The organism is Rhizobium sp. Leaf453 (assembly GCF_001425605.1).
Classification (GTDB): Bacteria; Pseudomonadota; Alphaproteobacteria; order Rhizobiales; family Rhizobiaceae; genus Pararhizobium.
Genome location: NZ_LMRG01000029.1, coordinates 45,269 through 67,302 on the forward strand (window position 1 = coordinate 45,269; position 22,034 = coordinate 67,302).

General features: G+C 60.4%; 23 protein-coding genes. 8 read left to right on the plus strand and 15 right to left on the minus strand.

Features of this window, described 5'->3' with window-relative positions; all coding sequences use genetic code 11:
* Positions 1 to 38: 38 nt before the first annotated feature.
* Positions 39 to 1,337, minus strand: coding sequence for an Hsp70 family protein (locus ASG68_RS26560; protein ID WP_062576138.1), 1,299 nt, complete (start codon positions 1,335 to 1,337; stop codon positions 39 to 41).
* A gap of 408 nt (positions 1,338 to 1,745) precedes the next feature.
* On the opposite strand from ASG68_RS26560, the gene ASG68_RS26565 reads away from it, so the two are divergent.
* Entirely contained in the window at positions 1,746 to 3,410 is a 1,665-nt protein-coding gene (locus tag ASG68_RS26565; RefSeq protein ID WP_062576139.1) for an electron transfer flavoprotein-ubiquinone oxidoreductase, read from the plus strand.
* 354 nt (positions 3,411 to 3,764) lie between these two features.
* A complete protein-coding gene (locus ASG68_RS26570; protein WP_062576140.1) occupies positions 3,765 to 4,382 on the plus strand; it encodes a L,D-transpeptidase in 618 nt (205 codons plus the stop codon).
* A gap of 61 nt (positions 4,383 to 4,443) precedes the next feature.
* Here the strand turns inward: ASG68_RS26570 and ASG68_RS26575 are convergent, their stop codons facing one another.
* Entirely contained in the window at positions 4,444 to 5,349 is a 906-nt protein-coding gene (locus ASG68_RS26575) for a DMT family transporter (RefSeq protein ID WP_062576141.1), read from the minus strand.
* Positions 5,350 to 5,497: 148 nt separating this feature from the next.
* Here ASG68_RS26575 and ASG68_RS26580 point away from each other — a divergent pair, with 148 nt between their 5' ends.
* Positions 5,498 to 5,971, plus strand: a complete 474-nt coding sequence (locus tag ASG68_RS26580; protein ID WP_062576142.1) for an Lrp/AsnC family transcriptional regulator — start codon at positions 5,498 to 5,500, stop codon at positions 5,969 to 5,971.
* Between the two features lie 54 nt (positions 5,972 to 6,025).
* On the opposite strand, the gene ASG68_RS26585 is transcribed toward ASG68_RS26580, so the two are convergent.
* Together ASG68_RS26585 and ASG68_RS26590 are read right to left on the minus strand one after the other, a co-directional pair.
* Positions 6,026 to 6,469 carry a DoxX family protein gene (locus tag ASG68_RS26585; protein WP_062576143.1) on the minus strand — a complete coding sequence of 148 codons (444 nt, stop codon included), beginning with the start codon at positions 6,467 to 6,469 and terminating at the stop codon, positions 6,026 to 6,028.
* A gap of 207 nt (positions 6,470 to 6,676) precedes the next feature.
* On the minus strand, positions 6,677 to 7,687 hold the full coding sequence (locus ASG68_RS26590) for a zinc-binding alcohol dehydrogenase family protein (RefSeq protein WP_062576144.1): 1,011 nt from the start codon (positions 7,685 to 7,687) through the stop codon (positions 6,677 to 6,679).
* A gap of 102 nt (positions 7,688 to 7,789) precedes the next feature.
* On the opposite strand from ASG68_RS26590, the gene ASG68_RS26595 reads away from it, so the two are divergent.
* Positions 7,790 to 8,137 carry a winged helix-turn-helix transcriptional regulator gene (locus ASG68_RS26595; protein ID WP_062576145.1) on the plus strand — a complete coding sequence of 116 codons (348 nt, stop codon included), beginning with the start codon at positions 7,790 to 7,792 and terminating at the stop codon, positions 8,135 to 8,137.
* A gap of 13 nt (positions 8,138 to 8,150) precedes the next feature.
* On the opposite strand, the gene ASG68_RS26600 is transcribed toward ASG68_RS26595, so the two are convergent.
* Positions 8,151 to 9,656 (minus strand): glycosyltransferase family 39 protein, encoded by a 1,506-nt coding sequence (locus ASG68_RS26600; protein ID WP_062576146.1) that lies wholly within the window; start codon positions 9,654 to 9,656, stop codon positions 8,151 to 8,153.
* Between the two features lie 176 nt (positions 9,657 to 9,832).
* Here ASG68_RS26600 and ASG68_RS26605 point away from each other — a divergent pair, with 176 nt between their 5' ends.
* Positions 9,833 to 10,747: a diacylglycerol/lipid kinase family protein gene (locus ASG68_RS26605; RefSeq protein ID WP_062576147.1), complete on the plus strand. Its 915-nt coding sequence runs from the start codon at positions 9,833 to 9,835 to the stop codon at positions 10,745 to 10,747.
* Between the two features lie 9 nt (positions 10,748 to 10,756).
* Here ASG68_RS26605 and ASG68_RS26610 read toward each other — a convergent pair whose 3' ends face one another.
* Positions 10,757 to 11,764 (minus strand): glycosyltransferase family 2 protein, encoded by a 1,008-nt coding sequence (locus ASG68_RS26610; RefSeq protein ID WP_200943257.1) that lies wholly within the window; start codon positions 11,762 to 11,764, stop codon positions 10,757 to 10,759.
* Between the two features lie 105 nt (positions 11,765 to 11,869).
* Here ASG68_RS26610 and ASG68_RS26615 point away from each other — a divergent pair, with 105 nt between their 5' ends.
* Complete coding sequence (locus tag ASG68_RS26615; protein WP_062576149.1) at positions 11,870 to 12,826, plus strand: lysylphosphatidylglycerol synthase domain-containing protein; 957 nt, start codon at positions 11,870 to 11,872, stop codon at positions 12,824 to 12,826.
* A gap of 3 nt (positions 12,827 to 12,829) precedes the next feature.
* Here the strand turns inward: ASG68_RS26615 and ASG68_RS26620 are convergent, their stop codons facing one another.
* From ASG68_RS26620 to ASG68_RS26635, 5 genes are all read right to left on the minus strand, one after another.
* Positions 12,830 to 14,332 (minus strand): AMP nucleosidase, encoded by a 1,503-nt coding sequence (locus tag ASG68_RS26620; RefSeq protein ID WP_062576150.1) that lies wholly within the window; start codon positions 14,330 to 14,332, stop codon positions 12,830 to 12,832.
* A 77-nt stretch (positions 14,333 to 14,409) separates the two neighbouring features.
* Positions 14,410 to 14,730 carry a YnfA family protein gene (locus tag ASG68_RS26625; RefSeq protein WP_062576622.1) on the minus strand — a complete coding sequence of 107 codons (321 nt, stop codon included), beginning with the start codon at positions 14,728 to 14,730 and terminating at the stop codon, positions 14,410 to 14,412.
* Positions 14,731 to 14,819: 89 nt separating this feature from the next.
* Positions 14,820 to 14,993: a hypothetical protein gene (locus ASG68_RS31965; RefSeq protein WP_164491901.1), complete on the minus strand. Its 174-nt coding sequence runs from the start codon at positions 14,991 to 14,993 to the stop codon at positions 14,820 to 14,822.
* A 10-nt stretch (positions 14,994 to 15,003) separates the two neighbouring features.
* Positions 15,004 to 15,183, minus strand: a complete 180-nt coding sequence (locus ASG68_RS26630) for a hypothetical protein (protein WP_062576151.1) — start codon at positions 15,181 to 15,183, stop codon at positions 15,004 to 15,006.
* 504 nt (positions 15,184 to 15,687) lie between these two features.
* Positions 15,688 to 16,029, minus strand: coding sequence for a DUF2147 domain-containing protein (locus ASG68_RS26635; RefSeq protein ID WP_062576152.1), 342 nt, complete (start codon positions 16,027 to 16,029; stop codon positions 15,688 to 15,690).
* Positions 16,030 to 16,577: 548 nt separating this feature from the next.
* On the opposite strand from ASG68_RS26635, the gene ASG68_RS26640 reads away from it, so the two are divergent.
* Complete coding sequence (locus ASG68_RS26640; protein WP_062576153.1) at positions 16,578 to 16,844, plus strand: SEL1-like repeat protein; 267 nt, start codon at positions 16,578 to 16,580, stop codon at positions 16,842 to 16,844.
* 61 nt (positions 16,845 to 16,905) lie between these two features.
* Here ASG68_RS26640 and ASG68_RS26645 read toward each other — a convergent pair whose 3' ends face one another.
* The 4 genes from ASG68_RS26645 to ASG68_RS26660 all read right to left on the minus strand — a co-directional run bounded on the left by ASG68_RS26645 (position 16,906) and on the right by ASG68_RS26660 (position 19,553).
* On the minus strand, positions 16,906 to 18,027 hold the full coding sequence (locus ASG68_RS26645) for a pyridoxal phosphate-dependent aminotransferase (RefSeq protein ID WP_062602673.1): 1,122 nt from the start codon (positions 18,025 to 18,027) through the stop codon (positions 16,906 to 16,908).
* Between the two features lie 108 nt (positions 18,028 to 18,135).
* Positions 18,136 to 18,573, minus strand: a complete 438-nt coding sequence (locus tag ASG68_RS26650; RefSeq protein ID WP_244484343.1) for a PilZ domain-containing protein — start codon at positions 18,571 to 18,573, stop codon at positions 18,136 to 18,138.
* Between the two features lie 130 nt (positions 18,574 to 18,703).
* Positions 18,704 to 19,117, minus strand: coding sequence for a DUF2177 family protein (locus tag ASG68_RS26655; protein WP_062576155.1), 414 nt, complete (start codon positions 19,115 to 19,117; stop codon positions 18,704 to 18,706).
* Between the two features lie 79 nt (positions 19,118 to 19,196).
* Positions 19,197 to 19,553 (minus strand): PilZ domain-containing protein, encoded by a 357-nt coding sequence (locus ASG68_RS26660; protein ID WP_062576156.1) that lies wholly within the window; start codon positions 19,551 to 19,553, stop codon positions 19,197 to 19,199.
* A 241-nt stretch (positions 19,554 to 19,794) separates the two neighbouring features.
* Here ASG68_RS26660 and ASG68_RS26665 point away from each other — a divergent pair, with 241 nt between their 5' ends.
* The gene (locus ASG68_RS26665) at positions 19,795 to 22,017 is read left to right on the plus strand and encodes a caspase family protein (protein ID WP_162243573.1); all 2,223 of its coding nucleotides are present in this window, start codon (positions 19,795 to 19,797) and stop codon (positions 22,015 to 22,017) included.
* Positions 22,018 to 22,034: the final 17 nt, after the last annotated feature.

Below are 22,034 nucleotides of genomic sequence, written 5' to 3' on the forward strand. Positions count from 1 at the left end.
AAGCGAAAACTGCCATTCTTCTCCGGCGTGTTGTCCGATCAGGCTGCCATCGCCGTCCAGTGCTCGATATCATCCCGTTCGCCGATCAGTGCGAGACCATGAGCGATCGACAGAAGTTCGCCGCCGCTTTCAATGCGGTCGCGGTCAAAGCGGTTTTCGAAGATGCGGCGAATGGCCGGCACGAAGGAGGTGCCGCCGGTGAGGAACACCTTGTCGATTCCTTTTGGCAAGGTGTTGGTCGTGACCAGTACCTCGTCCAGCGCTTCCTCGATGCGGGCAAGATCCGGCGCGATCCAGCTTTCGAAATCGCTGCGGCGCACCGTCTGCCGGCTCTTCTCTCCCAGCGGCTTGAAGAAGAACTCCGTTTCCTCCGCCTGAGACAGCCGCATCTTTGTGGCCGAAATCGCCTGGTAGAGCGGGTAGCCCTCGTCGTGGTCAACAAGTTCGATGAAGGCTTCGAGCTTTTCCGGCTCGACGGCCGAGCGCACGAGCTGCTTCAGATCAGTGAAATCCTTCAGCGTCTTGAAGATCGACAACTGGTTCCAGCGGCCGAAATTGGCGTAATAGCTGGTGGGTACGTCGAGAAGCTTGTCGAAGCTCTTGAATTGGCTGCCCTTGCCGATCAGCGGCGAAACCACCGTGTCGATGATGCGGAAATCGAAATGGTCACCGGCGACGCCAACGCCTGAATGGCCGACGGGAACCGCCGTCAGCTTGCCCGCATGGCTTTCGAAGCGGATAATCGAATAGTCGGTGGTGCCGCCGCCGAAATCGGCGACCAGCACCGTCGCGTCTTTCTTCAGGTTCTGGGCGAAGTAGAAGGCGGCCGCGACCGGCTCGTAGACATAATGGATCTCGGGGAAGTCGAAGGAGGACAAGGCGCGGGCGTAACGCTCCAGCGCCAGATTTTCGTCCGGGCTGGTGCCGGCAAACCGGACCGGCCGGCCGACGACGATGCGCTTGTAATCATCGCGCCAGCCGTCACCGGCGTAATCCGCAAGCCGATTGACGAAGGAGCGCATCAGGTCTTCGAAGCTGTTGCGGCGGGCAAAGATTAGCGTGCCCTGGAAGAGGGGGCTGGCGGCAAAGGTCTTGATCGACTGCAGGAAGCGCGCATCGCCGGGATTGTCGATGAACTGCTGGATCGCCGCCTGGCCGGCCTCGATCTTCACGGCGGCGGCACCCAGCTGCGCGTGCTTCATGAAGGACAGGGCGGTTCGCATCGAATCGGTCGTTCCGGCATCACTCGTAAATGTCAGCGATTGCGTCGTGTCGCCATGCGAAGCGGCCAGAACCGAATTGGTCGTGCCGAAATCGAAGCCGAGTGCCTTGGCCATGGTTGTCTCCAGTTTTGATCCCGCAATCGCAAGCTAAGGCGCCACGCTCTCGCGGAACCTCTGCATCGCTTCTTAAGGCAGGAATTTGGCAGCTGCTTAAGGCAGCAACTGCATCAACTTAAATTTTGAAGGGCGCCTCCTCGCATGGGGAGCCGGCAAAAGCAAGGCGGGTTGGCGCCTCGATTTGGCGGCCCCCCGGATTTCGGTCCCATCGTCCAAACCGCTGTGGAAAATACGACGTTTACGTTCACGTCATATATTTGTATCCTGCGGCATCATGTCATGCGCAAATGCGGTCGGCTGCCGTCGCAGACTGGCTCGACAAGTGGGGCCGCATTTGCCATGACGGAAGACAAGAATTGGGAACAAAACCGCGCAAAATAGCCGGGTGTGACTGGAGACGATAAGATGAGCGACGGACAAGACCTTCCCGAACGCGAAAGCATGGAATTCGACGTTGTGATCGTTGGTGCGGGGCCTGCGGGTCTGTCGGCGGCGATCCGGTTGAAGCAGGTCAATCCGGAGCTTTCGGTTGTCGTGCTGGAGAAGGGGGCGGAAGTCGGCGCGCATATTCTGTCCGGCGCCGTCGTCGATCCCATCGGCATCGACCGCTTGCTGCCCGACTGGCGCGAGGATGACAGCCATCCTTTCAAGACAGAGGTGAAGGACGACCAGTTCCTGCTGCTCGGCCCGGCCGGTTCGCTGCGCCTGCCGAACTTCGCCATGCCGCCCTTGATGAACAATCACGGCAATTACATCGTCTCGCTCGGCAATGTCTGTCGCTGGCTCGCCAAAAAGGCGGAGGAACTTGGTGTCGAGATCTATCCGGGCTTTGCCGCGGCGGAAGTGCTTTACAATGACGAAGGCGCCGTCATCGGCGTCGCCACCGGCGACATGGGCATCGAGAAGAACGGCGAGCCCGGCCCGAACTATGCCCGCGGCATGGCGCTACTCGGCAAGTATACGCTGATCGGCGAGGGCGTGCGCGGCTCGATCGCCAAGCAGCTGATCGCCAGGTATGAGCTTTCCAAGGATCGCGAGCCCCAGAAATTCGGCATCGGCATCAAGGAGCTCTGGCAGGTGAAGCCGGAGAACCACAAACAGGGTCTGGTGCAGCACTCCTTCGGCTGGCCGCTCGGCATGAAGACTGGTGGCGGGTCGTTCCTCTACCATCTCGAAGACAATATGGTTGCCGTCGGCTTCGTCGTGCATCTCAATTACAAGAACCCCTATCTCTTCCCGTTCGAGGAGTTCCAGCGCTTCAAGACGCACCCCGCCATCAGAGGCACGTTCGAGGGCGGCAAGCGCATTTCCTATGGTGCCCGTGCCATCACCGAGGGCGGTTACCAGTCGGTGCCGAAACTGACCTTCCCGGGCGGTGCGCTGATCGGTTGCTCGGCCGGCTTCGTGAACGTGCCGCGCATCAAGGGCAGCCACAATGCCGTCCTGTCGGGCATCCTCGCCGCCGAGAAGCTCGCCGAGGCGCTCGCCGCCGGCCGCGCCAATGACGAGGTGATAGAGATCGAGAACGGCTGGCGCGACAGCGCCATCGGCCAGGACCTGAAGCGGGTTCGCAACGTCAAGCCGCTCTGGTCGAAGTTCGGCACGGCTGCTGGCGTCGCGCTCGGCGGTCTCGACATGTGGACCAACCAGCTGTTCGGCTTTTCCTTCTTCGGCACACTGAAGCACGGCAAGACCGACGCGCAGAGCCTGGAGCCGGCCTCGCAGCACAAGAAGATCGATTATCCGAAGCCGGACGGAGTCCTGACCTTCGACCGCCTGTCCTCGGTCTTCCTGTCCAACACCAACCATGAGGAGGATCAGCCTGTCCATCTCAAGGTGAAGGACCCGGACCTGCAGAAGCGCTCCGAGCACGACATCTTCGCCGGTCCCTCGACCCGCTACTGTCCGGCCGGTGTCTACGAATGGGTGGAGAAGGACGGCCAGGACGTCTTCGTCATCAACGCCCAGAACTGCGTCCACTGCAAGACCTGCGATATCAAGGACCCCAACCAGAACATCAACTGGGTCCCCCCGCAGGGCGGCGAAGGGCCGGTCTATCCGAATATGTAAGGCAGATGCCGGCCGCTGTTATTCGGCGGGCGGCAACTCTTTACTCTCCCTCATCCTCGCCCTTGTGGCGAGGATCCAGCCGCGCCGCTTCAGCGGCGCGAAAGACTCCTGGCTGATGATGTTTTCTGAAGTGGTTCTTTCACCGCGCGGACGCGCGGTGACTGGATTCCTGTGACGGGCACAGGAATGACGGAGGACACTTTGAGCCCGCCAACAAACACCTGCGTTTGCTGTTGATCGTCATTGCAGACGCGCGAACATCCAAATCGTACGCAATTTCAACGCGCTTAACCCGCCATTAACCATGTTTTCCTTAATTTCGGTCGCATCAACCGGATGTTAAGGAAACTCTCGATGTCGCTTACCCGCCGTAGCCTTCTTCTTGGCGTATCCGCTCTTCTGGCCGGCTGCGCCACCAATGGGCCGAACCATGCGGTCAATTATGCGGCGAAGCCGGACGAGAAGTTTCCGATGCCGGCCATGCCGCTGGACAAGATCAAGCCGGAACTGCGCCGCCAGCAGGTGGCTTATGCGACGAAACATGATGCCGGTACCGTCGTCGTCGATACGCCGGCGCGGCGGCTCTACTATATCCTCGGCGACGGGCAGGCGATGCGCTACGGCATCGGCGTCGGCCGCAATGGTTATGCGCTGGCGGGCTCGGCCTATATCGGCCGCAAGGCGGAGTGGCCATCCTGGACGCCCACCGACAACATGATCCGCCGCGACCCAGGAAGGAACCTGAAATATGCCGGCGGCGTGCCCGGTGGCCCGAACAACCCGCTCGGCGCGCGGGCGATCTATCTCTACCAGAACGGCAACGACACGATGTTCCGCATCCATGGCACCACCCAGCCCTGGTCGATCGGACAGGCCATGTCGAGCGGTTGCGTGCGCATGCTCAACCACGATGTCGTCGATCTCTACGAACGCGTCGCCGTCGGCGGTCGCGTGGTCGTGCTGCAGGCCTGAACTTCTGCACGATGACGGCCCGGATTGACCGGGCCGCTGCTTTCCTCATGTTGCGCCCCGATCAGCGCTTGGCCGAGAAAAGGCCGGTTGATAGCGCCACGCCAAGTCCCGTGATGACGGCCGCACCGATTTCGAACGGCCCGATCTGTTCGCCGAGCAGAATTCCGCCGCCCAATGTTGCGAGAACCGGGGTGATCGCCGTGAAGGCGGCTGCCTGCGTGCCACCCAGGACTCGCACGGCGGTGCCATAGGCTACCATCGCGGTCAGTCCGGACAACACACCTTGGCTCAGCACTTGCAGTGCAATCTCGGTCGCCGGCGTGACGGCAAGCGAGGTTCCGTAGACCAGCACCAGGCCGACATGGATCAGTGCAGACCAGAAGGCGATGATGGCACCGGCCTCGACGGCCGTTAGTCCGGAGCGCTTGAAAGCGTGGGTATAGCTGGCCCAGAGCAGGGCGGCGGATGGCAGCAGGATAAAGCTCGTCCATGGGATGCCGGCGTTAGACAGGCTGCTGTAGAGCAGGATGCCGACACCGAGGAGAATGGCGCCAAGGCCGAGCCAGCGGCTGCGGTCCGGCCGCTCCTTGAACAGGAAGACCCCGATCAGCGCGGCCGCCAGCGGCATGGAGCCGCCGAGCAGGATGCCGGCCGATGCCGCCGGTGTCTGGTGGATGGCATAGGTGGTCAACTGGAAGAACAGCGCGCCGGAGCCAGCGACCATCAACAGCAGCAGATGAAGCGGCGCGCCCTTCGGCAGCGGTCCGATGCGCCACCAGACCGGCGCCAGCACGATCGCGGGAACGCCGTAGCGGATCAGGCCGATGTCGATCGTGCCGAGCGGCGTCGCCGCGCTGTGCCGGGTGGCAAGGATCCAGCTTGCCCAGATCAGGACGGTGACGATGCCACCGATGTAACCGGCCGATGTCGAAGGGGCGGCGGTGCGGGTGAAGGCGAGCGTATTCATGGCGGCTATCCTTTCTGTTCGAAACGGAAATCCGTTTCCTCGGAAGAAAATCTAGCGCCAGAGGCCGAGGCATGTCCTTGCGAAGAATGCCGCAGAGTTTATGCTGTGCGCAATCATCTGCCAATTTTGGCTTTGAAGGTTTGCAGAAATGCCAAGTCTTGATAAATTCGATATTGCCATCCTTCGCATCCTCCAGGAGGACGCGCGGGCGACAAATGTGGAGATCGCCGAACGGGTCAACCTGTCACCGTCTCCCTGTCTGAGGCGCATCCGCAATCTCGAAAAGTCCGGTGTGTTGCGCGGCTATCGCGCCGATATCGACCGCAAGCAGGTGGGATTGGGGCTGACCGTCTTCGTCGAGATCAAGGTCGGCCGCCACAGCCAGGAAAACGCGCTGTCACAACAGGATGCCCTCTTGGCCATTCCGGAGGTGGTGTCCTGCTTTCTGATTTCGGGCAGTGCCGATTTTCTGGCCGAGGTGGTGGTCGAGGATCTGGCCGCCTATGAAACACTGCTGACGCAGACCTTGCTGGCCCTGCCGGGTGTTTCGGACATCCGCTCGAATTTCGCCATCCGCACGATCAAGACCGGCGGCACGTTGAAACTGCCGGAACCGAAATGAGACCCTGTGGGCTTGGCTCCGCAGCGTCTCATTGGTCAGTATCTGGGGCCAGTGTCAGGCGTTGCTTCGCGCGGCAAGCGCCGGGGCCGGAACAGCGTTCTGTACTGGAGCGGACTTCCAGGCGACGACCATCAGCGCGCCGATGACCGTGATGTGTTCCATCACGACATAGAATTCTAGCGTCCGCATCGGTTCCTGCATGGTCCAGAACGTGTGGGCGATCGGGATGGTGAGGGCGGTGAAGACGGCAAGCGCGCCGGCGCCGAGCCAGGTCCAGCGATTGGCGATGATCAGCGCCGAGCCGCCGAGCTGCGTGATGGCGACGGCGATATTGAAAAGTGGCGCAGGCTCCAGTCCGAAGTAGGCCATTTCGGCCACGCCGGCGTTGAAGTCGAGCAGTTTGGCGAGGCCGCTGGCCCAGAACATATAGGTGAGAATCGTGCGCGCGATGTAGCCGAACGCACGGGAATTGACGAGGGTGGCAATGAAGGCAGGCATGGTTGTCTCCGGTGGCAGGTGAGGTGACTGCCCCCGGAACCGCGCTCCGCCTCAACACGGAAGCTGGGGTTCCCAAGGGCAGCGCGGCGTCACCGGCTTGGGAGGTGGTTCGATGTGCCGCGCTGTCTCCTGTTTACGCAGGGCGTGGCAGAGTACACGTTCCCGTGGGAACTGCACAAAGACCTCATGTGAACACCGAACCCTGGGTCAGAATCCGGCCAGCACCAGCTTGCCCTTCGTGCGACCGCTTTCGATCAGCGCATGCGCCTTTTTCAGGTTTGCCGCGTTGATCGCTCCGAGGCTCTCCGTCACCGTCGAACGAATCTTGCCGGCATCGACGAGGCGCGAAACTTCGTTCAGCAGATTGTGCTGCTCTTGCATGTCCTTGGTCTGGAACAGCGAGCGTGTGAACATCAGTTCCCAGTGGACGGAGACCGACTTGCGCTTGAAGGGAACGACATCGAGCGCTTCTGGATCGTCGATCAGCCCGAAGCGGCCCTGCGGCGCAATCAGGTTGATGATCTCGCCGATATGGTCCTTGGTGTTGGTCGTCGAAAAGACGAAGCCGGGTGCGCCGAGCGCCAGCTGTTCGATCTCCTGAGCAATCGGCTTGGAATGGTCGATCACATGGTGGGCGCCGAGATCATAGGCCCATTTCTGCGTTTCCGGACGCGACGCCGTGGCGATGACCGTGAGGTTGGTCAGCGTCCGTGCCAGCTGGATGGCGATCGAGCCGACACCGCCGGCGCCGCCGACGATCAGGATGGCGTTTGCGCCGGGCACGGGATCGTTGACCTTCAGGCGATGGAACAGCATTTCCCAGGCGGTGATGGCCGTCAGCGGCAGGGCGGCGGCGGCCGGGAAATCCAGCGTTTCCGGTTTCTTGCCGACGAGGCGTTCGTCGACGAGGTGAAATTCGGCGTTCGAGCCCGGCCGGTTGATGGCACCGGCATAGAAGACCGCATCGCCGGGCTGGAACAGTTTTACGCCCGGACCGACCGCCTTGACGATCCCGGCGGCGTCGAAGCCGAGGACTCGCAATTGGTCCGATTCCGGCTTGGAGCCGGCACGGACCTTGGTGTCCACAGGGTTGACGGAAACAGCCTTGATCTCGACCAGCAGATCCCGGCCTTCAGGCGTGGGGACGGGCAGGTCCACATCGATCAGGGATGTTTCGGCGGAAATGGCCTGGGGGATCTTGTAGGCGACAGCGCGCATGGTTTGCTCCTTCGAGTTTGAATGGAAGCTAGATGCGCATTATGTTCAGGAAGCGCAAGAATGCACATAAACTGTATATAGTATCAAAAAGGATACCGTGAAATGGCACGTATTCGTCACGACAAGCTCGATTGCTCTCCCGGCTGTCCGGTCGAGGGTGTGCTCAATCTCATCGATGGCAAGTGGAAGGGCGTGATCCTCTATCACCTGCTGGATGGCACGATGCGGTTCAACGAATTGCGCCGCCGCCTGCAGAATGTCACGCAGCGCATGCTGACCAAGCAACTGCGCGAACTGGAGGCCGATGGACTGATCGAGCGGACTGTCTTTGCCGTTGTCCCGCCAAGGGTCGATTATTGCTTGACGGCACGCGGACGCAGCCTGGAGCCGGTGATCATGGCGATGAAGCGTTGGGGCGATGAGAATATCATGCAGCAGGCTGCCGCATGACAAAGGCGGTCAATCAGGGTTTGCGCACCCAGGCATAACCGAACCGGAACGTATCGCCGTCGCTGCCATAGATATAGGGCAGCGCAACGATCTGCGGCTCCAGCGGCGGCACGGTCCCGATACGCTGTCTCAGGCGATTTTCGAGTTTTGCCGGAACCTGGGCGACGGTCTGGTCGCCCGCGCGCCAGACCAGCAGGATGGGCCTGTCCTGCGACCAGTCGAAAGGCGGATTGTAGAGCCGGTATGTCTCCGTATCGACCGGCGTTCGGGGAAGCTGCATCCGGAGATTCCCGGCGAGAAAAGCATCTTCCGCCACGACCAGCGCAGGGTCGATCGCCGGCTTGGCGACGATATCGGAAACAAAGGCCTGATAGGGCACCGTCAGCTTGGGATGCGTGTTCATCGGCCCGGCCGCAACGATCCGCAATACGAGCGATGCCGGGATCAATACCATCAGCAGCAGGATTACCGGCACGAAGCGTTTCAGAAAGCTGGCTTCGTCGATCCCGTGCGCATCGAGCTTCAGGCAGAGATAGAGCGGCATCATGAACAGGGCGGGGGAAACCCAGCGGGCTTTTAGTTCGGCCGTTCCGACGAAGAAGATCAGGAACAGCAGGAAGACCAACAGCACGCCGAACATGATTTCAACCAGTCGGATTCGATCGTTTTGCATTCGCAGGCTTGGCCGGAAGCGGCTGCCAGCTACGGACGCGAAGATAACAACGGTCAGGGCGCAGAAACTCAGGACGGTCAGCGGCAACTCCGAAAGACCACGCCCGATCTGCAGCAATGCGCCATCCTGTCCGCCGGTCTCCAGCTTGTTGACCGTGTCATGCGAGGCGACCTCGAAATTCTGCATCAGCCACAGCGCATGCGGCAGCGTGATCAGGATGGCGATGCCGGCGGTGATCAAAATGCGCCAGTCAAGGATGCGCTGCCGATAGGCCGGCATGGCAAGGACGGCGACGAAGGCGCACAAACAGAGAATGGAGAAATTGTATTTGGACAGGAGCCCGAGGCCGATGGCTATGCCGGTTATGGCGTAGGAAAGAGCGGTCGGGCGGTTGAGCGTGCGAAACAGGCCGTAGAGAAGCAGGCAGGCGGCAAAGAGCGAGGCATTCGAATGCGTCAGGTCACGTTGCGCCAGCCAGCCGATTTCCGGAATGGTGAGCAATCCCAAAGCGGCAGCGGCCGCCAATCCCCTGCCGGTCAGCACCTCGCGAGCGGCCATGTAGTAGAACACGTAGCTCAGGAACAGGAACAGGTTCTTGACGAGGCTGAGTGCGAAAAGCGACTGACCGATGGCATCGATGGCCAGATGCTGCACCCAATTGAAGAACGGTGGCTGGGTATCGTAGCCGAGCGCATACCACTGGCTCATCAGGATCTGTCCGGCCTCGTCCATTTCGAGCGAGTTGGGCAGCGACAGGCGGACGATCAGATTCAGCGTAAAATAGGCCGCAATGAACAGGAGGAACGCGGAGGAATGCGTCTGGAGACGCCTGACCAGAAAATTCATGCCTCTATCCGCCCGGTTCCGATGGTAGTTGAGCCGCGAGTGGAGGACATAGCCGCATGGCGAAGCCGTGACAACTCCTCGTCGGGATTTGGCCCATCGGCATTTGTGCAGACCTGCAAATGGGATGTGGCCGCCCTATATGAGGAGTTCTGCACCGCACAATCCAAGGGTAATGCATGAAGATCAAGGCCATTTTCAACCGCGATGGCGGCACGTTCCGCACGACGGACATGGAGGCTTATGGCGCAAAGGCGGAAGAAATTTTCCGGGGTGCGGGACATGACATCGAAATTGCCGTCGTTGAAGGCAGCGAGATGAGCGATGCCCTGGAAAAGACCGCAAGGCGGGACGATCTGGATGCCATGATCGCGGGCGGAGGAGACGGAACGATTTCATCGGCCGCCGGTGTTGCCTGGCAGAATGGCATTCCGCTTGGCGTGGTGCCCGCCGGAACGATGAACCTGTTTGCCCGGGCGCTGAAGCTGCCGCTGGATATCTGGAAGGTGCTGGATGTGCTGGCAGGTGGCAAGGTGGTGGATGGCGATATCGGCAGTGCCGACGGCCGTGCCTTCGTCCACCAGTTTTCCATGGGGCTGCATGCCCGCATGGTGCGTTATCGCGAATCCTACACGTTTGCCTCAAGGCTTGGAAAGATTCGCGCCAGCACGCGGGCTGCGGTCGGCGTCATGCTCAATCCACCGGAATTCGATATCGAGTTCGAGGTGGATGGCGTCCGCGAAAAGCGCGAGGTCTCGGCCATCTCCGTGTCGAACAACCATTTCGGCCCGAATGCGCTGATGTATGCCGACGATGTGACCGGCGGTCATCTCGGCTTCTACACCGCGCCACCGCTGAAGCCCGCCGGTGTGGCCAAGCTGACCTTCGATATCCTGCGCGGCAAATTCCGTGAGAGCCCGTTGATCACCGAGATGAGCGTCACCTCGGTCGATCTGCATTTCCCGCGCGCGCGCCACAAGATCAATTGCGTCATCGACGGAGAACTGCTGCCGATCGGACGCGATGTGGCCTTGCGCGTCCATCCGGGCGAATTGAAGCTGCTGGTTGGAACCGAGCCAGCGCCAGCCGCTTGAATCGGAACGTCAGGCGCCGGTGCCGTCCGTATCGAAGACTTTGCGGACGATATAGGGCGGCGTGTCGTTCTCGCCGGAATAGAGCCGCGCCATCATCTCGGCAAGGATGCCGGTGGTGATCAGCTGGACCGACGACAGGAACAGCATGACGCCGACGATCAACAGCGGTCTGCCGCCGATATCGTTGCCGAAGATGAACTTCTCGATGAACAGATAGAACAGGATCAGCGCGCTGATGCCGCCGGCCGCAAGCCCGATCGAGCCGAAGAAATGGCCCGGCCGCGCCTTGTAGCGCATGAAGAACAGCACTGACAGCAGATCGAGGATGACCCGGAAGGTCCGCGAAATGCCGTATTTCGACGTACCGTGCTGACGCGCATGGTGGGTGACTGGCATTTCGCCGATCCGGCTCGACGGCACGACACCGGCCACCCAGGCCGGGATGAAGCGGTGCATTTCGCCCATCAGCTTGACCTGCTTGATGATCGAGGCCTGATAGACCTTCAGGCTGCAGCCATAATCGTGCAGCTTCACGCCGGTGATCTTGCCGATCAGGTAATTGGCGCACCAGGAGGGGATTTTGCGCAGCAGCAGGCCGTCCTGCCGGTTCTTGCGCCAGCCGACGAGAAGATCGAGTTCCCGCTCTTCGATCGCGGCGACCATGGCCGGAATATCTTTGGGATCGTTCTGCAGGTCGCCGTCGAGCGTGGCGATCAGCCTTCCGACCGCCGTATCGATGCCCGCCTGCATGGCCGCCGTCTGGCCGAAATTGCGCTGAAGTTCGACGATCTTCAGGCGCAGGCTCGAATCCGAAAGTGCCTTGCGGGCGTTCAGGAGCGTCGCATCGGTGCTGCCGTCATCGACAAGGATCAGTTCCCAGGGGCGGCCGAAATTTGCCATGGCGTCGCGAATGCGCTGAACCAGCGGGCCGACGCTTTCCTCTTCATTGTAGATCGGCACGACCACGGACAGTTCGATCGCCGTTTCGGTACCGGTCTCCGCCCTGTTTGCTTGCAAGATGGGATCCAAAATCAAACCCTTTAAAAACGCTGCAGGTTCTCTCGCCCGGCTTATCGTGATAACCAGCCGTCCCATAGCACTGGACAGGAAAGTAGCAAATAGATGAATGCAGCAGAGGATGCCAGCCGGGATAGCTGGCTCGTCCGCAATAGGATGACCATCATCTCTCTGATGGCCGTCATCGCCTATGCCGCCTTCATCCAGTGGATATGGGGATGGCCAGTCCTGTTGCAAGAGTGGGCCGATATCGGCCTTTTTCCCGTGCTTTCGGCGCTCGTGCTACTGGTCGGCACCTATTTCATCCGCTGCTACCGGATCTACGATTATTTCCCGGCGGAGACGCGTGGCCGCTTTCTGACGCTGCTGCGGGTAACGCAGGTGCATAACCTGCTCAACATCATGCTGCCGTTCCGGGCGGGGGAAACCAGCTTCCCCATTCTGATGCGCTCGGAGTTTTCAATCCCGTTGACGCGGAGCACCTCGGCATTGCTCCTGATGCGACTGCTCGACCTGCACGCCCTGTTTGCTGCCGCCGGTGTCGGGCTTGTCATCGCGCGAGACGACCGGATGCTGGGCTGGCTGCTGTGGGGACTATTCCTCGTATCGCCGCTGGCGCTTTTCCTGCTGAAGGGCAGGGTGCTGGCGCTTCTGCAACGGCGTTTGCCGGAAAAGCTCGGCCGCTTTCTCTCCGAAGTCGAGAAGGGACTGCCGGCCTCTCCCATGGCCTTCGTGCGCGCCTGGCTGATGACGGTGCTGAATTGGTCGACCAAGGTTGCCGTGCTGGCTTGGGTGCTGACTGTCATGGGCGTGCTGCCGCTCAGCGCCTGTTTCGGTGGCGCGCTCGGCGGCGAACTGTCATCCGTCCTGCCCGTGCATGCGCCGGCCGGTGTCGGCACCTATCCGGCGGGCATTACCGCCGGGGCAATTTCTTTCGGTGCGCCACCACGCGGTGCCAGCCTCGACCTCTTGGCCAGCGCCAGCGTCAACGCGCATCTGTTGATTCTCGTTTCGGCGGTTGCCGGCACGCTGTTGTCGATCCTGCTTTCGCCGCGTCGCTGAGCGTTACTGGAACGCCGTCTCGAAGAAGCTTCGCAGCTTGCGAGAATGCAGCTTTTCCGGCGGCATGGCGGCGAGTTTCTGCAAGGCGAGAATCCCGATCTGCAGGTGCTGGCTGACCTGGGTCTTATAGAATGCCGTCGCCATGCCCGGCAATTTCAGTTCGCCGTGCAGCGGCTTGTCTGAAACGCAGAGCAGCGTTCCGTAGGGCACGCGAAAGCGGAAGCCGTTGGCGGCGATGGTGGCCGATTCCATGTCGAGTGCGATGGCGCGCGATTGCGACAGGCGCTTGACCGGCCCGCGCTGGTCGCGCAGTTCCCAGTTCCGGTTGTCGATGGTGGCGACGGTGCCGGTGCGCATGATCCGCTTGAGGTCGTAACCTTCGTAGCCGGTGATTTCGGCCACCGCGTCCTGCATGGCGACCTGCACCTCCGCCAGCGCCGGGATCGGCACCCACACAGGCAGGTCGTCGTCCAACACGTGATCCTCGCGCACATAGGCATGGGCCAGAACATAGTCGCCGAGCGTCTGGCTGTTGCGCAGGCCGGCGCAGTGACCCAGCATCAGCCAGGCATGCGGGCGCAGAACGGCGATATGGTCGGTGATGGTCTTGGCGTTGGAGGGGCCGACGCCGATATTGACGACGGTAATGCCGCCGTGGCCCTTCTTTTTCAGGTGATAGGCCGGCATCTGCGGCAGACGGGCAAGCGTCAGGTCCGAGTCCGGCTTGTCGGAACCTGCCTGCGTGACGATATTGCCGGGCTCGACGAAGGACGTGTAGCCATTGCCGCCATCGGCCATCTGCTGGCGCGCCCAGTTGCAGAATTCGTCGATATAGAACTGGTAGTTCGTGAACAGCACGAAATTCTGGAAATGCGTGGCGCTGGTCGCCGTGTAGTGGCTGAGCCTTGCGAGCGAATAGTCGATACGCTGCGCCGTGAACGGGGCGAGTGGCGAGGGCTCGCCAGGGCCGGGCTCGTAGGAGCCGTTGGCGATCTCGTCGTCCGTCGTCGTCAGGTCCGGCGTATCGAACAGGTCGCGCAGCGGAATGTCGATATTCTCGGCCATCGATGCTTCGACATAGGCGCCCTCGCCAAACGCGAAATGCAACGGGATCGGCGTCGCCGATTCGGACACGGTCACGCCGACACCATGGCTGCGGATGAGCAGGCCAAGCTGTTCCTTCAGATAGTGCCGGAACAGTTTTGGCCGGGTGACAGTGGTCGTATAGACGCCGGGACCGCTGACATAGCCATAGGACAGGCGCGAATCGACATGGCTGAAGCTGCTCGTTTCGATGCTGACCTGCGGATAGCAGGCGCGGTAGCGCGAGACCGGCGTTCCGGTGCGGCCAAGCTCGGTGAAGGCATCCACCAGGAATTTCGTGTTGCGCTCGTAGAGCGCCGACAGCGCATCGACAGCGGCGATGGGATCATCGAACGTCTGCGGTTCAAAGGGGTCTGGCGTGGCAACGGACAGGGCGGACAGGGAAGAGATTCGTTTGCTCATGCGGCATTATAGGTTGGCGTTTTTTACAAGCAAACGACAAGATCGGAATGTCATAACGACGTCCACATGGAGACTCTTCAGCGCGGCCCGGCGAGGATGACAACCGTGCCGGCCAAGGCGAGCATCACGCCGGTAAGGTCCCAGCGATCCGGCCGCACGCCCTCGATAATCCACAGCCAGGCAAGCGAGGCGGCAATATAGAGGCCGCCATAGGCCGCATAGGCCCGCCCGGCCGCGGCAGAATCAACGAGTGTGAGGAGCCAGGCGAAGAGTGCGAGGCAGGCTATGCCGGGCAGGAGCCAGAAGATCGGCTTGTCGAGCTTTAACCAGGCCCAGAAGGAGAAGCAACCGGCGATTTCGGCGAGTGCCGCAAGGGCGTAGATGGCGAATGCAGAGATCGGCATGGCGTTCCTTCCTAATCAGGGCTCATAGGAAGGCATGGCGATCGTCAAGGCAAGTGCGGCAATCGCTGCTGCAACGCGGTGTTTCAGCTCATCGACTGGCGCTGCAGCGTGACGAAGAGAACGAGGCCGGCGCCCTGCTTGCCGATGCCGTGGCCTGTCGCCTTGCTGTAAGCGACGACACCCATCGGGGCCATCAGCGTGCCCGCCAGTGCGAGCATGCGCAGTGCAACATTCGCGGACTGGAGGAGGGCGGACATCGTCTTATCCTTAGAGCTTGGCTTGTTCGCAGAATTGCGCGGTGTGAACGGTACAGTCAGCGAGCGAGCCGACGTAGTTGTTGTGGTGGCGGCGGCGCTGGGTATCGGCGCTGACGGCAGCGGCCAGTGCCATTGCAAAGACGACCATGAGCATGCTGATGATGGTGAGGCGGCGGGCGAGAATGTCCATGGTTTTGTCCGTTTGGTTCTGTGTGTCGATCGGGGTTCAACTCGATGATGACCTTTTCGCACAGGCAAACTGAACTCTTCCTGAGACCCCGGTTCATCTCCCGTTCATCTTCGCACTTTGTTGCTGTGAGCCGTTGCCCCGACTGGCGCGGGGAAATTCGCGCATCGCGTTGGTGTTTCCGCTCTACCTCCCGATGTTCCGGGCTGTAAAATCGCCACGGCAATTCAGCGATCCGGTATTGGGCAGAAATGGAAAGTCCAATATTTTCAATGGAGAAGGTTTTGGGAATCTGCCCCGATCTTGACTGGAGCCGCTGTGTGCCAGCCGCGGAGGATCCGGATGCCCGTGACATCACGCCGTTTGCGCGCACGCGGCCTGTTCAGGTCAATCGCTTCTGCCGATGCATGAAACGTCATGACCTTGCGCGGTGAAACCTGAACGGCCCAGCCAGCCGTTCAGGAAAGTGTCGGAAGCCGGCGGCTGGGACCGCCAGGCGTTCGTCGATTACATGCGGGTCCAGGTCTGCGACTTGCAGAGAACCTTCAGCACGCAGCCCTGCATCTTCAACGAACTGCCACTGATCGAAGCATTGCCGCTATAGGTCTTGTCGTTGGCGGGATCGGTGATCTCGCCCGAATAGTCATTGCCGCTGCCCTTCATGCTGCCGATTCGCTTGCCGGCATGCTTGCCCGTCTTCAGGGTGATGCAATAGCCGCCGCCGCAGGAACTGATGGCAGCGGTCTCGCCGCTTGCCGTCTTCCAGTTGCCGACGATCGGTTCGGCGCTAAAGCCGGTGCCTGCTGTCGCCAGGGTCATGGCAGCTGCCAGAATGAATGTACGGATCATGATGGTCCTCCCGTAGAGCTCGCCGGAACGCCAGGGACTGCCGTGCGATCCGGTCGATATGTTTGCAGAGCCGGTCTCCTCCCGCTCAATTCGTCAAAAGTAACTTACGCGGACGTAAACGTAAACAGTCGTTTTAACGATTTGCAGCCGAAAAATCGTGGCCCGAGAAGAGGGGCGATCCCGGTTTTCCGGGGTGTTGGTGGTGAGACACCGTTTCGCGTGGTTAGCGATTGGTTGAAATCGGGAATTGAATTTTCCGTAAAGATTGAAGCAAAAGCCAGCGTTTCAAGGCGGTCCGATGTTTAACAAAAAGCCAAGTTTACCAATCGTTTGAACTTTGTTCGTCTCAAATTAATCATGCATTTTAAGCGTGTATTGAAACCACTGCTGCATACTCAAATCCATAAGACGAGCAGGGGAAAACACCCCGCCGACAAACCTCCGAAGGGTGAAAGCCGCACAAGATGGCCGCCCTTCGAAGGAGCCCGAAAGGGCAGCAAAAACAGGGACTGCAGACAGTAAACAACCTAAAAACAGGGACAGAAAAAATGGCACGCTTTGACATTCAGAATGCTTCGATTGCCACGATGGGTGGCGAAAACCGCGCGGACGTCTTCTGCGAAATGGGTTTGATGTATGCAACCGGACGTGGTTGCGACGTCGATCTCGTCGCCGCGCACAAATGGCTCAACATTGCAGCGATCAAGGGCTCGGACCGGGCAGCAGCGCTGCGCGCCGACCTGGCGATGTCGATGAGCAAGACAGATCTCGCTCTTGCCCTGCGCGCCGCTCGCGAATGGATGACAATGCATTGACATATGATCGTATCCCCAGACGACGGTAGGGGCGGAGACCTCCAAAGATGGGGCCAGCCCCCTACTGCCGACCGACTGCTTTCAGGACTTTCGGCAAGGCTTCTTCCAGAAGCGCCATGTCTGCCTCCGGCCCGGTGCTGATCCGGATGCAACGGCTAAGCGGCGCAACGCCCGGCATGCGAATGAAAATGCCGTGATCGGCCATCAGACGATCGACAATCGAGCGCGCGAAAGCTGCGTCGTCCCCACAATCGATCGTGACGAAATTCGTCGCCGACGGCAGCGGCTTCAGCCCATTGTCACGCGCGATGCCCGCGATTCTATCGCGCGCTGCCGCGATTTTCTCAACGACTTCCCTCAAGTAATCCTGATCCGCGAGCGCCGCCAGGGCAGCTGCGGTGCCGATCCTGTTCATGCCGAAATGGTTGCGGATCTTGTCGAAGGCCTGCACCGTGCCCGGCGTGCCGATCGCATAGGCGACGCGCGCACCGGCCAGCCCATAGGCCTTGGAGAATGTGCGGGTGCGGATGATGTTGGGCCTGTCGATCAACGCATCGATGGCCGGGATCGTGTCCGCCGGTGCCGTCTCCCCATAAGCCTCGTCGAGAATGAGCAGGCAGTCCTCCGGCAGGGCCTTTGCGAAAGTCACGACGCTCTCGGCACTGTGCCAACTACCCATCGGATTGTCGGGATTGGCGAAATAGACCAGCGGCGCCTGTTCGTGCCGGACTGCCTCCAGCAGGCCTTCTAGGTCTTCGCGGTCATTCGCATAAGGCACTGTCACCAACCGGCCGCCATGACCTGCAACATGGAAATTGAACGTCGGGTAGCCGCCGAACGAGGTGACCACCGGCATGCCCGGTTCGATCACCAGCCGGACGATCTGGCCGAGCAGGCCGTCGATGCCTTCGCCGATCGCAAGATTGTTGGCGGAAATGCCGAGATGACGGGCCAGCGCTTCCTTCAGTTCGAAATTTTCCGGATCATTGTATTTCCAGACGCTGGTTGCCGCAGCCGTCATTGCCTCAAGGACAGACGGCGCAGGTCCGAAACCGCTTTCGTTCGCGCCTATCCGTGCCGATACGGCGCGGCCGCGCTGGCGCTCGATCGCTTCAGGTCCGACAAAGGGGATGGTGGAGGGCAGGGAGGAGACGAGTGGGGTGAAGCGGGAAAATGCGGACATGCTGGATCGGCCTGACGATGGATTAAATCGCGGCGGAGACTAGCGATGTTTCATCGTCAAGGAAACGGGAAACCGGCAGTGAAAAGCACTGCCGGAGACAGGCATGTATCAGTGCTTCTTCAATTCGCCGCCGGTGAAGAATTCGAAGCGGACGATCTGGTGGAGAAATTCTTCGTCGATCGGCTTGATGAAATGAACCTGGATCTGGTTATCCCGGCGAAAAACCTCGGCGCATCCGATGCGCTTCTTGGTGCCGACGATGGTCAGATAATAGTGTTCCGGCAAGCCGATCGTCGTGTTGACGATGAAGCTGGCGCCACCGCGGGAGATTTCCACCATCTTGCAGGTTCGGGTCGATACACCGCCGAGTGCAGGGCGAACGGCCATCAGCGTTCCCGCCTGACCGATGGCGAAGCGCTCGAAGCGCTGCTCATACAGTTTCGAGCTAACCGTCGCGTACATCGTCGAATTCTGCATCACCCGTTCCTCGATTGCGGCGGGCAGTGGACCAAAGGTCCGGCTTGCCTTGCCGATGGGGTTCGGCACCACCTTTCTCCCGAGGCAATGACCGATTTGACACAGAATTGTTCAGGGATGTTGCAATCCTTTGAAAACATTCCTTAAAAATTTAACGAGGGCTGAAATTGTTACACGTCGCTTACCGATTGTGGCTCGATCAGCCGGTCTGGCCGGCGTAGTAATGGGCCGCGAGAAACCCGCAACCGGCAGCCAAGGCAGTCACGAACGTCCCCCAGGCCATGTCGACCAGCGATACCACCGGAGGCCAGCCCTTTAGTGTCGCCAGGTTGGTGATGTCATAGGTCCCGTAGGCCGCAAGGCCGAGAACGGCGCCATAGCCGAGAGCCAGTGGCAATGAATTGGCCTTCATGCCCGGCATCACGGCCAGAATCACGATCGCTGCGGCGAAGAAGAGATAAAAGAGCGCGGCGACCGCGAAATTCGGCGAGGGCAGCATCAGGGCCCCAAGTTGATCGCGATAGAAGGTGCGGGCCACCAATCCCAGCCAGATTGCATCAGCGGCCAGAAACGAAACAAGGGTTCCGGCATAGGCCAAAAGTACGGATTTCATGTGAGCGCATCCTCGTTTCCCCATGATACGCGACCGGGAAACGGTTGGATTGCGGAAGCGCCGATAAATCGCCGGGAGGTCAGATCATTCCGCTGGTGAAATTCGCCCGGATGAGTCGGCTGACGAACTCCGCTGGCATCGGCACATTGAAGCGTACACCGAGTTCGGTGCGGCGGCGGTGGACCTCCGAGCAGCCGATTTCTTCCGGGAAGCCATCGACTTGCAGAAAGAAATGCCGAGGCAGCAGAAGGTTGGCGTTGAAGTCGAGCATTGCGCCGCCGACGGAGATATGACGCAGCAGGCAGCGATATTTCGTCTTCGGCTTCAGGTGCTCCTCGACGACGAGGATGCGGCAGGGCCGCTCGATGTAATAGTGCTTGTATGTCGTGCTCGGCTGGCCAAACTTCGCCTCTGCGAGATGCATCACCATCGACATTGTAAACTCCGAAAATCAGGTTGGTTCGCCGGCCTTTGTCCGAACGGATGTATTTTCACCCCAGTGTCTTCATCCTTGCTTAAAAAAGCGCAAAAGCGGACATTGAAACGCGTTGGGTCATACGTAATACTTCCATGCAATGAGCGCGGTGATGCAATCTCGCGCCGAATCGATACGGGATCATCTGTGCGGGCTGTGGGGCGGCGACGCTCCGGATGACGGCGCGGACCGGAGGGAAATCATGTTCAAAGCTCATTCGCGGCGCTGGGCGCCAATCTTTTTTGTATCACTGTCGATTTTCGCCTTTCAGGCCGGCGTGGCGGAAGCTGCCAAGCGCGTCGCCCTTTTGATCGGCAACGAGAAATACGAGGCGACATCGCAGCTCAACAATCCGGCCAACGACGTCGAACTGATGAAACAGTCATTCGAGGATGCCGGGTTCGATACCGTCACGACGGTTCATGATGTCGATCGTGGCTCGATGGTGAAGGCCCTGCGTGACTTCGAGGATACGGCCACCGGCGCCGATGTCGCCATCATCTATTATTCCGGCCACGGCATGGAGATGAATGGCGAAAACTTCCTTTTGCCCGTTGATGTGTCCCTCAAGACCGACAAGGATGTGGAGGACGAAGCCATTCCGCTCGACCGCGTGCAGCGATCGCTGGAGGGCGCGACCCGGCTGAAGCTGGTCATTCTGGATGCCTGCCGCAACAATCCGTTCGAACAGTCCATGACCCGTTCGATCTCGACTCGTGCGGTCAGCCGCGGTCTCGCCCGCGTCGAGCCCGAATCGGCCGATCTGCTGGTCGCCTTCGCCTCGAAGGCAGGCACAGTGGCCATGGACGGCGAGGGCAAGAACAGCCCGTTCGCAACGGCACTGTCAAAATATCTGACCGAACCCGGGGTCGATGTCCGTATCGCGCTCGGCAAGGTACGCGACGAGGTCGTCAGCGCGACAAACCGTGAGCAGGAGCCTTTCGTATATGGCTCTCTTGGCGGCGCGCAGATCTTCCTGAACATTAAGGAAGTCAACATCAACGTCACCAACAACGGCAATACGCAGGAGGTCTCGCCGAACGGCCAGTCCGCAGCGGCCGCCGATTGGCAGAATATCCGCGATCTCGCCGACAAGGACCTGATCGAGGTCTTCCTCACCAAGCATGGCTCGGACCCGGTCTACAAGATGCTGGCCGAGAAGAAGCTGAAACTGCTGGAAGAGGCGGCTCAAACCTCCGTCACCCCGGATGAAATCGCCTGGGAGGCACTCAAGCAGTCGACCGATGCGGCGGCACTGACGCGCTTTCTCGAGCGCTATCCCGACAGCAAGCACAAGGCGGAAGCGGAAGTCCAGATCGCGGCGCTTGAGCCGAAGAAGGGCCTGAATATCTCGCAGACCGGCAAGGACACGCAGGCCTCGCGCGATTGCTATCTTCTGGCCGGTGAGCCGCAATCCATGCCTGGCTTCCTCGGCGTCGGCTTCCCGAAGATCGATTCCTCAAGGGCGTTGACGGCCTGTGCGCAGGCGGTGAACGAAAATCCCGATGACATGATGCTCGTCAACATGCTCGGACGCGCCCAGGATGCCGGCCGCAACTATGTCGACGCGCGCGCCAACTACCAGAAGGCCGCTGATGGCGGCAACATGTACGCGCTGACCAACCTTGCCTGGTTCTCGATCTACGGCACCGACGGTCCCGTCGATATCGAAAAGGGCAAGAGCATGTTCGAGCAGGCGGCTGGTGCCGGCAATGCCTATGCGCAGGCCTCGCTCGGCTGGCTGTACCGCGAAGGCTATGGCGGCGTCCCGCAGGATTATGCCGAGGCCTTGAGATTGTACACGGCGTCCGCCAATCAGGGCTATGCCAATGCGATGGCAACGCTCGGCTGGTTCTATCGCGAAGGAAACGGTGTTCCGAAGGACTTCGACCAGTCGCTATCCTGGTACCAGAAGGCAGCCGAGGGCGGCGACGCCAATGCCATGTCCTCGCTCGGCTGGGCCTATCAGAATGGCCTCGGTACGACTCAGGACTATCTCGAAGCAAAGAAATGGTACGAAAAGGCCGCCAATGTCGGTGACTCCTATTCGATGGCGCTGCTCGGCTGGTTCTATGATGTCGGCAACGGCGTTCCGCAGGATTACGCCCAGGCGCGCAACTGGTATGAAATGGCGGCCAATGCCGGCAGCGCCTATGCGATGGGCAACCTGAGTCGCCTCTATGACTTCGGACTTGGCACCAAGGCCGATCCGAAGGAGGCCGTGCGCTGGGCTGCCGCCAGCGTCGAGGGCGGGGATCCGTCAAAGCTGAATGAAATGAAGACCTCGCCAAACAATTTCACGCCGGCCTTCCGCAAGGAAATCCAGGCGCTGCTCAGGGATCGCGGTTTTTACAGCGGCCCGCTGGATGGCGAATTTGGTGCCGCCACGCTGGCCGCAATCGACCGTCTGGCAAGCAAAACCTGATTGCTATCGGCGGAATC

Coding starts and splice junctions, on each gene's coding strand:
- ASG68_RS26605 (WP_062576147.1), top strand. CDS start 9,833: ATGAAGATCAAGGCCATTTTCAACCGCGATGGCGGCACGTTCCGCACG.
- ASG68_RS26640 (WP_062576153.1), top strand. CDS start 16,578: ATGGCACGCTTTGACATTCAGAATGCTTCGATTGCCACGATGGGTGGC.
- ASG68_RS26660 (WP_062576156.1), bottom strand. CDS start 19,553: ATGTCGATGGTGATGCATCTCGCAGAGGCGAAGTTTGGCCAGCCGAGC.
- ASG68_RS26600 (WP_062576146.1), bottom strand. CDS start 9,656: ATGAATTTTCTGGTCAGGCGTCTCCAGACGCATTCCTCCGCGTTCCTC.
- ASG68_RS26665 (WP_162243573.1), top strand. CDS start 19,795: ATGTTCAAAGCTCATTCGCGGCGCTGGGCGCCAATCTTTTTTGTATCA.
- ASG68_RS26560 (WP_062576138.1), bottom strand. CDS start 1,337: ATGGCCAAGGCACTCGGCTTCGATTTCGGCACGACCAATTCGGTTCTG.
- ASG68_RS26630 (WP_062576151.1), bottom strand. CDS start 15,183: ATGGACATTCTCGCCCGCCGCCTCACCATCATCAGCATGCTCATGGTC.
- ASG68_RS26635 (WP_062576152.1), bottom strand. CDS start 16,029: ATGATCCGTACATTCATTCTGGCAGCTGCCATGACCCTGGCGACAGCA.
- ASG68_RS26590 (WP_062576144.1), bottom strand. CDS start 7,687: ATGCGCGCTGTCGCCTACAAGATCCCCCAGGCCATTTCCGCCGAAACA.
- ASG68_RS26655 (WP_062576155.1), bottom strand. CDS start 19,117: ATGAAATCCGTACTTTTGGCCTATGCCGGAACCCTTGTTTCGTTTCTG.
- ASG68_RS26565 (WP_062576139.1), top strand. CDS start 1,746: ATGAGCGACGGACAAGACCTTCCCGAACGCGAAAGCATGGAATTCGAC.
- ASG68_RS26645 (WP_062602673.1), bottom strand. CDS start 18,027: ATGTCCGCATTTTCCCGCTTCACCCCACTCGTCTCCTCCCTGCCCTCC.
- ASG68_RS26585 (WP_062576143.1), bottom strand. CDS start 6,469: ATGCCTGCCTTCATTGCCACCCTCGTCAATTCCCGTGCGTTCGGCTAC.
- ASG68_RS26620 (WP_062576150.1), bottom strand. CDS start 14,332: ATGAGCAAACGAATCTCTTCCCTGTCCGCCCTGTCCGTTGCCACGCCA.
- ASG68_RS26595 (WP_062576145.1), top strand. CDS start 7,790: ATGGCACGTATTCGTCACGACAAGCTCGATTGCTCTCCCGGCTGTCCG.
- ASG68_RS26570 (WP_062576140.1), top strand. CDS start 3,765: ATGTCGCTTACCCGCCGTAGCCTTCTTCTTGGCGTATCCGCTCTTCTG.
- ASG68_RS26580 (WP_062576142.1), top strand. CDS start 5,498: ATGCCAAGTCTTGATAAATTCGATATTGCCATCCTTCGCATCCTCCAG.
- ASG68_RS26575 (WP_062576141.1), bottom strand. CDS start 5,349: ATGAATACGCTCGCCTTCACCCGCACCGCCGCCCCTTCGACATCGGCC.
- ASG68_RS31965 (WP_164491901.1), bottom strand. CDS start 14,993: ATGTCCGCCCTCCTCCAGTCCGCGAATGTTGCACTGCGCATGCTCGCA.
- ASG68_RS26615 (WP_062576149.1), top strand. CDS start 11,870: ATGAATGCAGCAGAGGATGCCAGCCGGGATAGCTGGCTCGTCCGCAAT.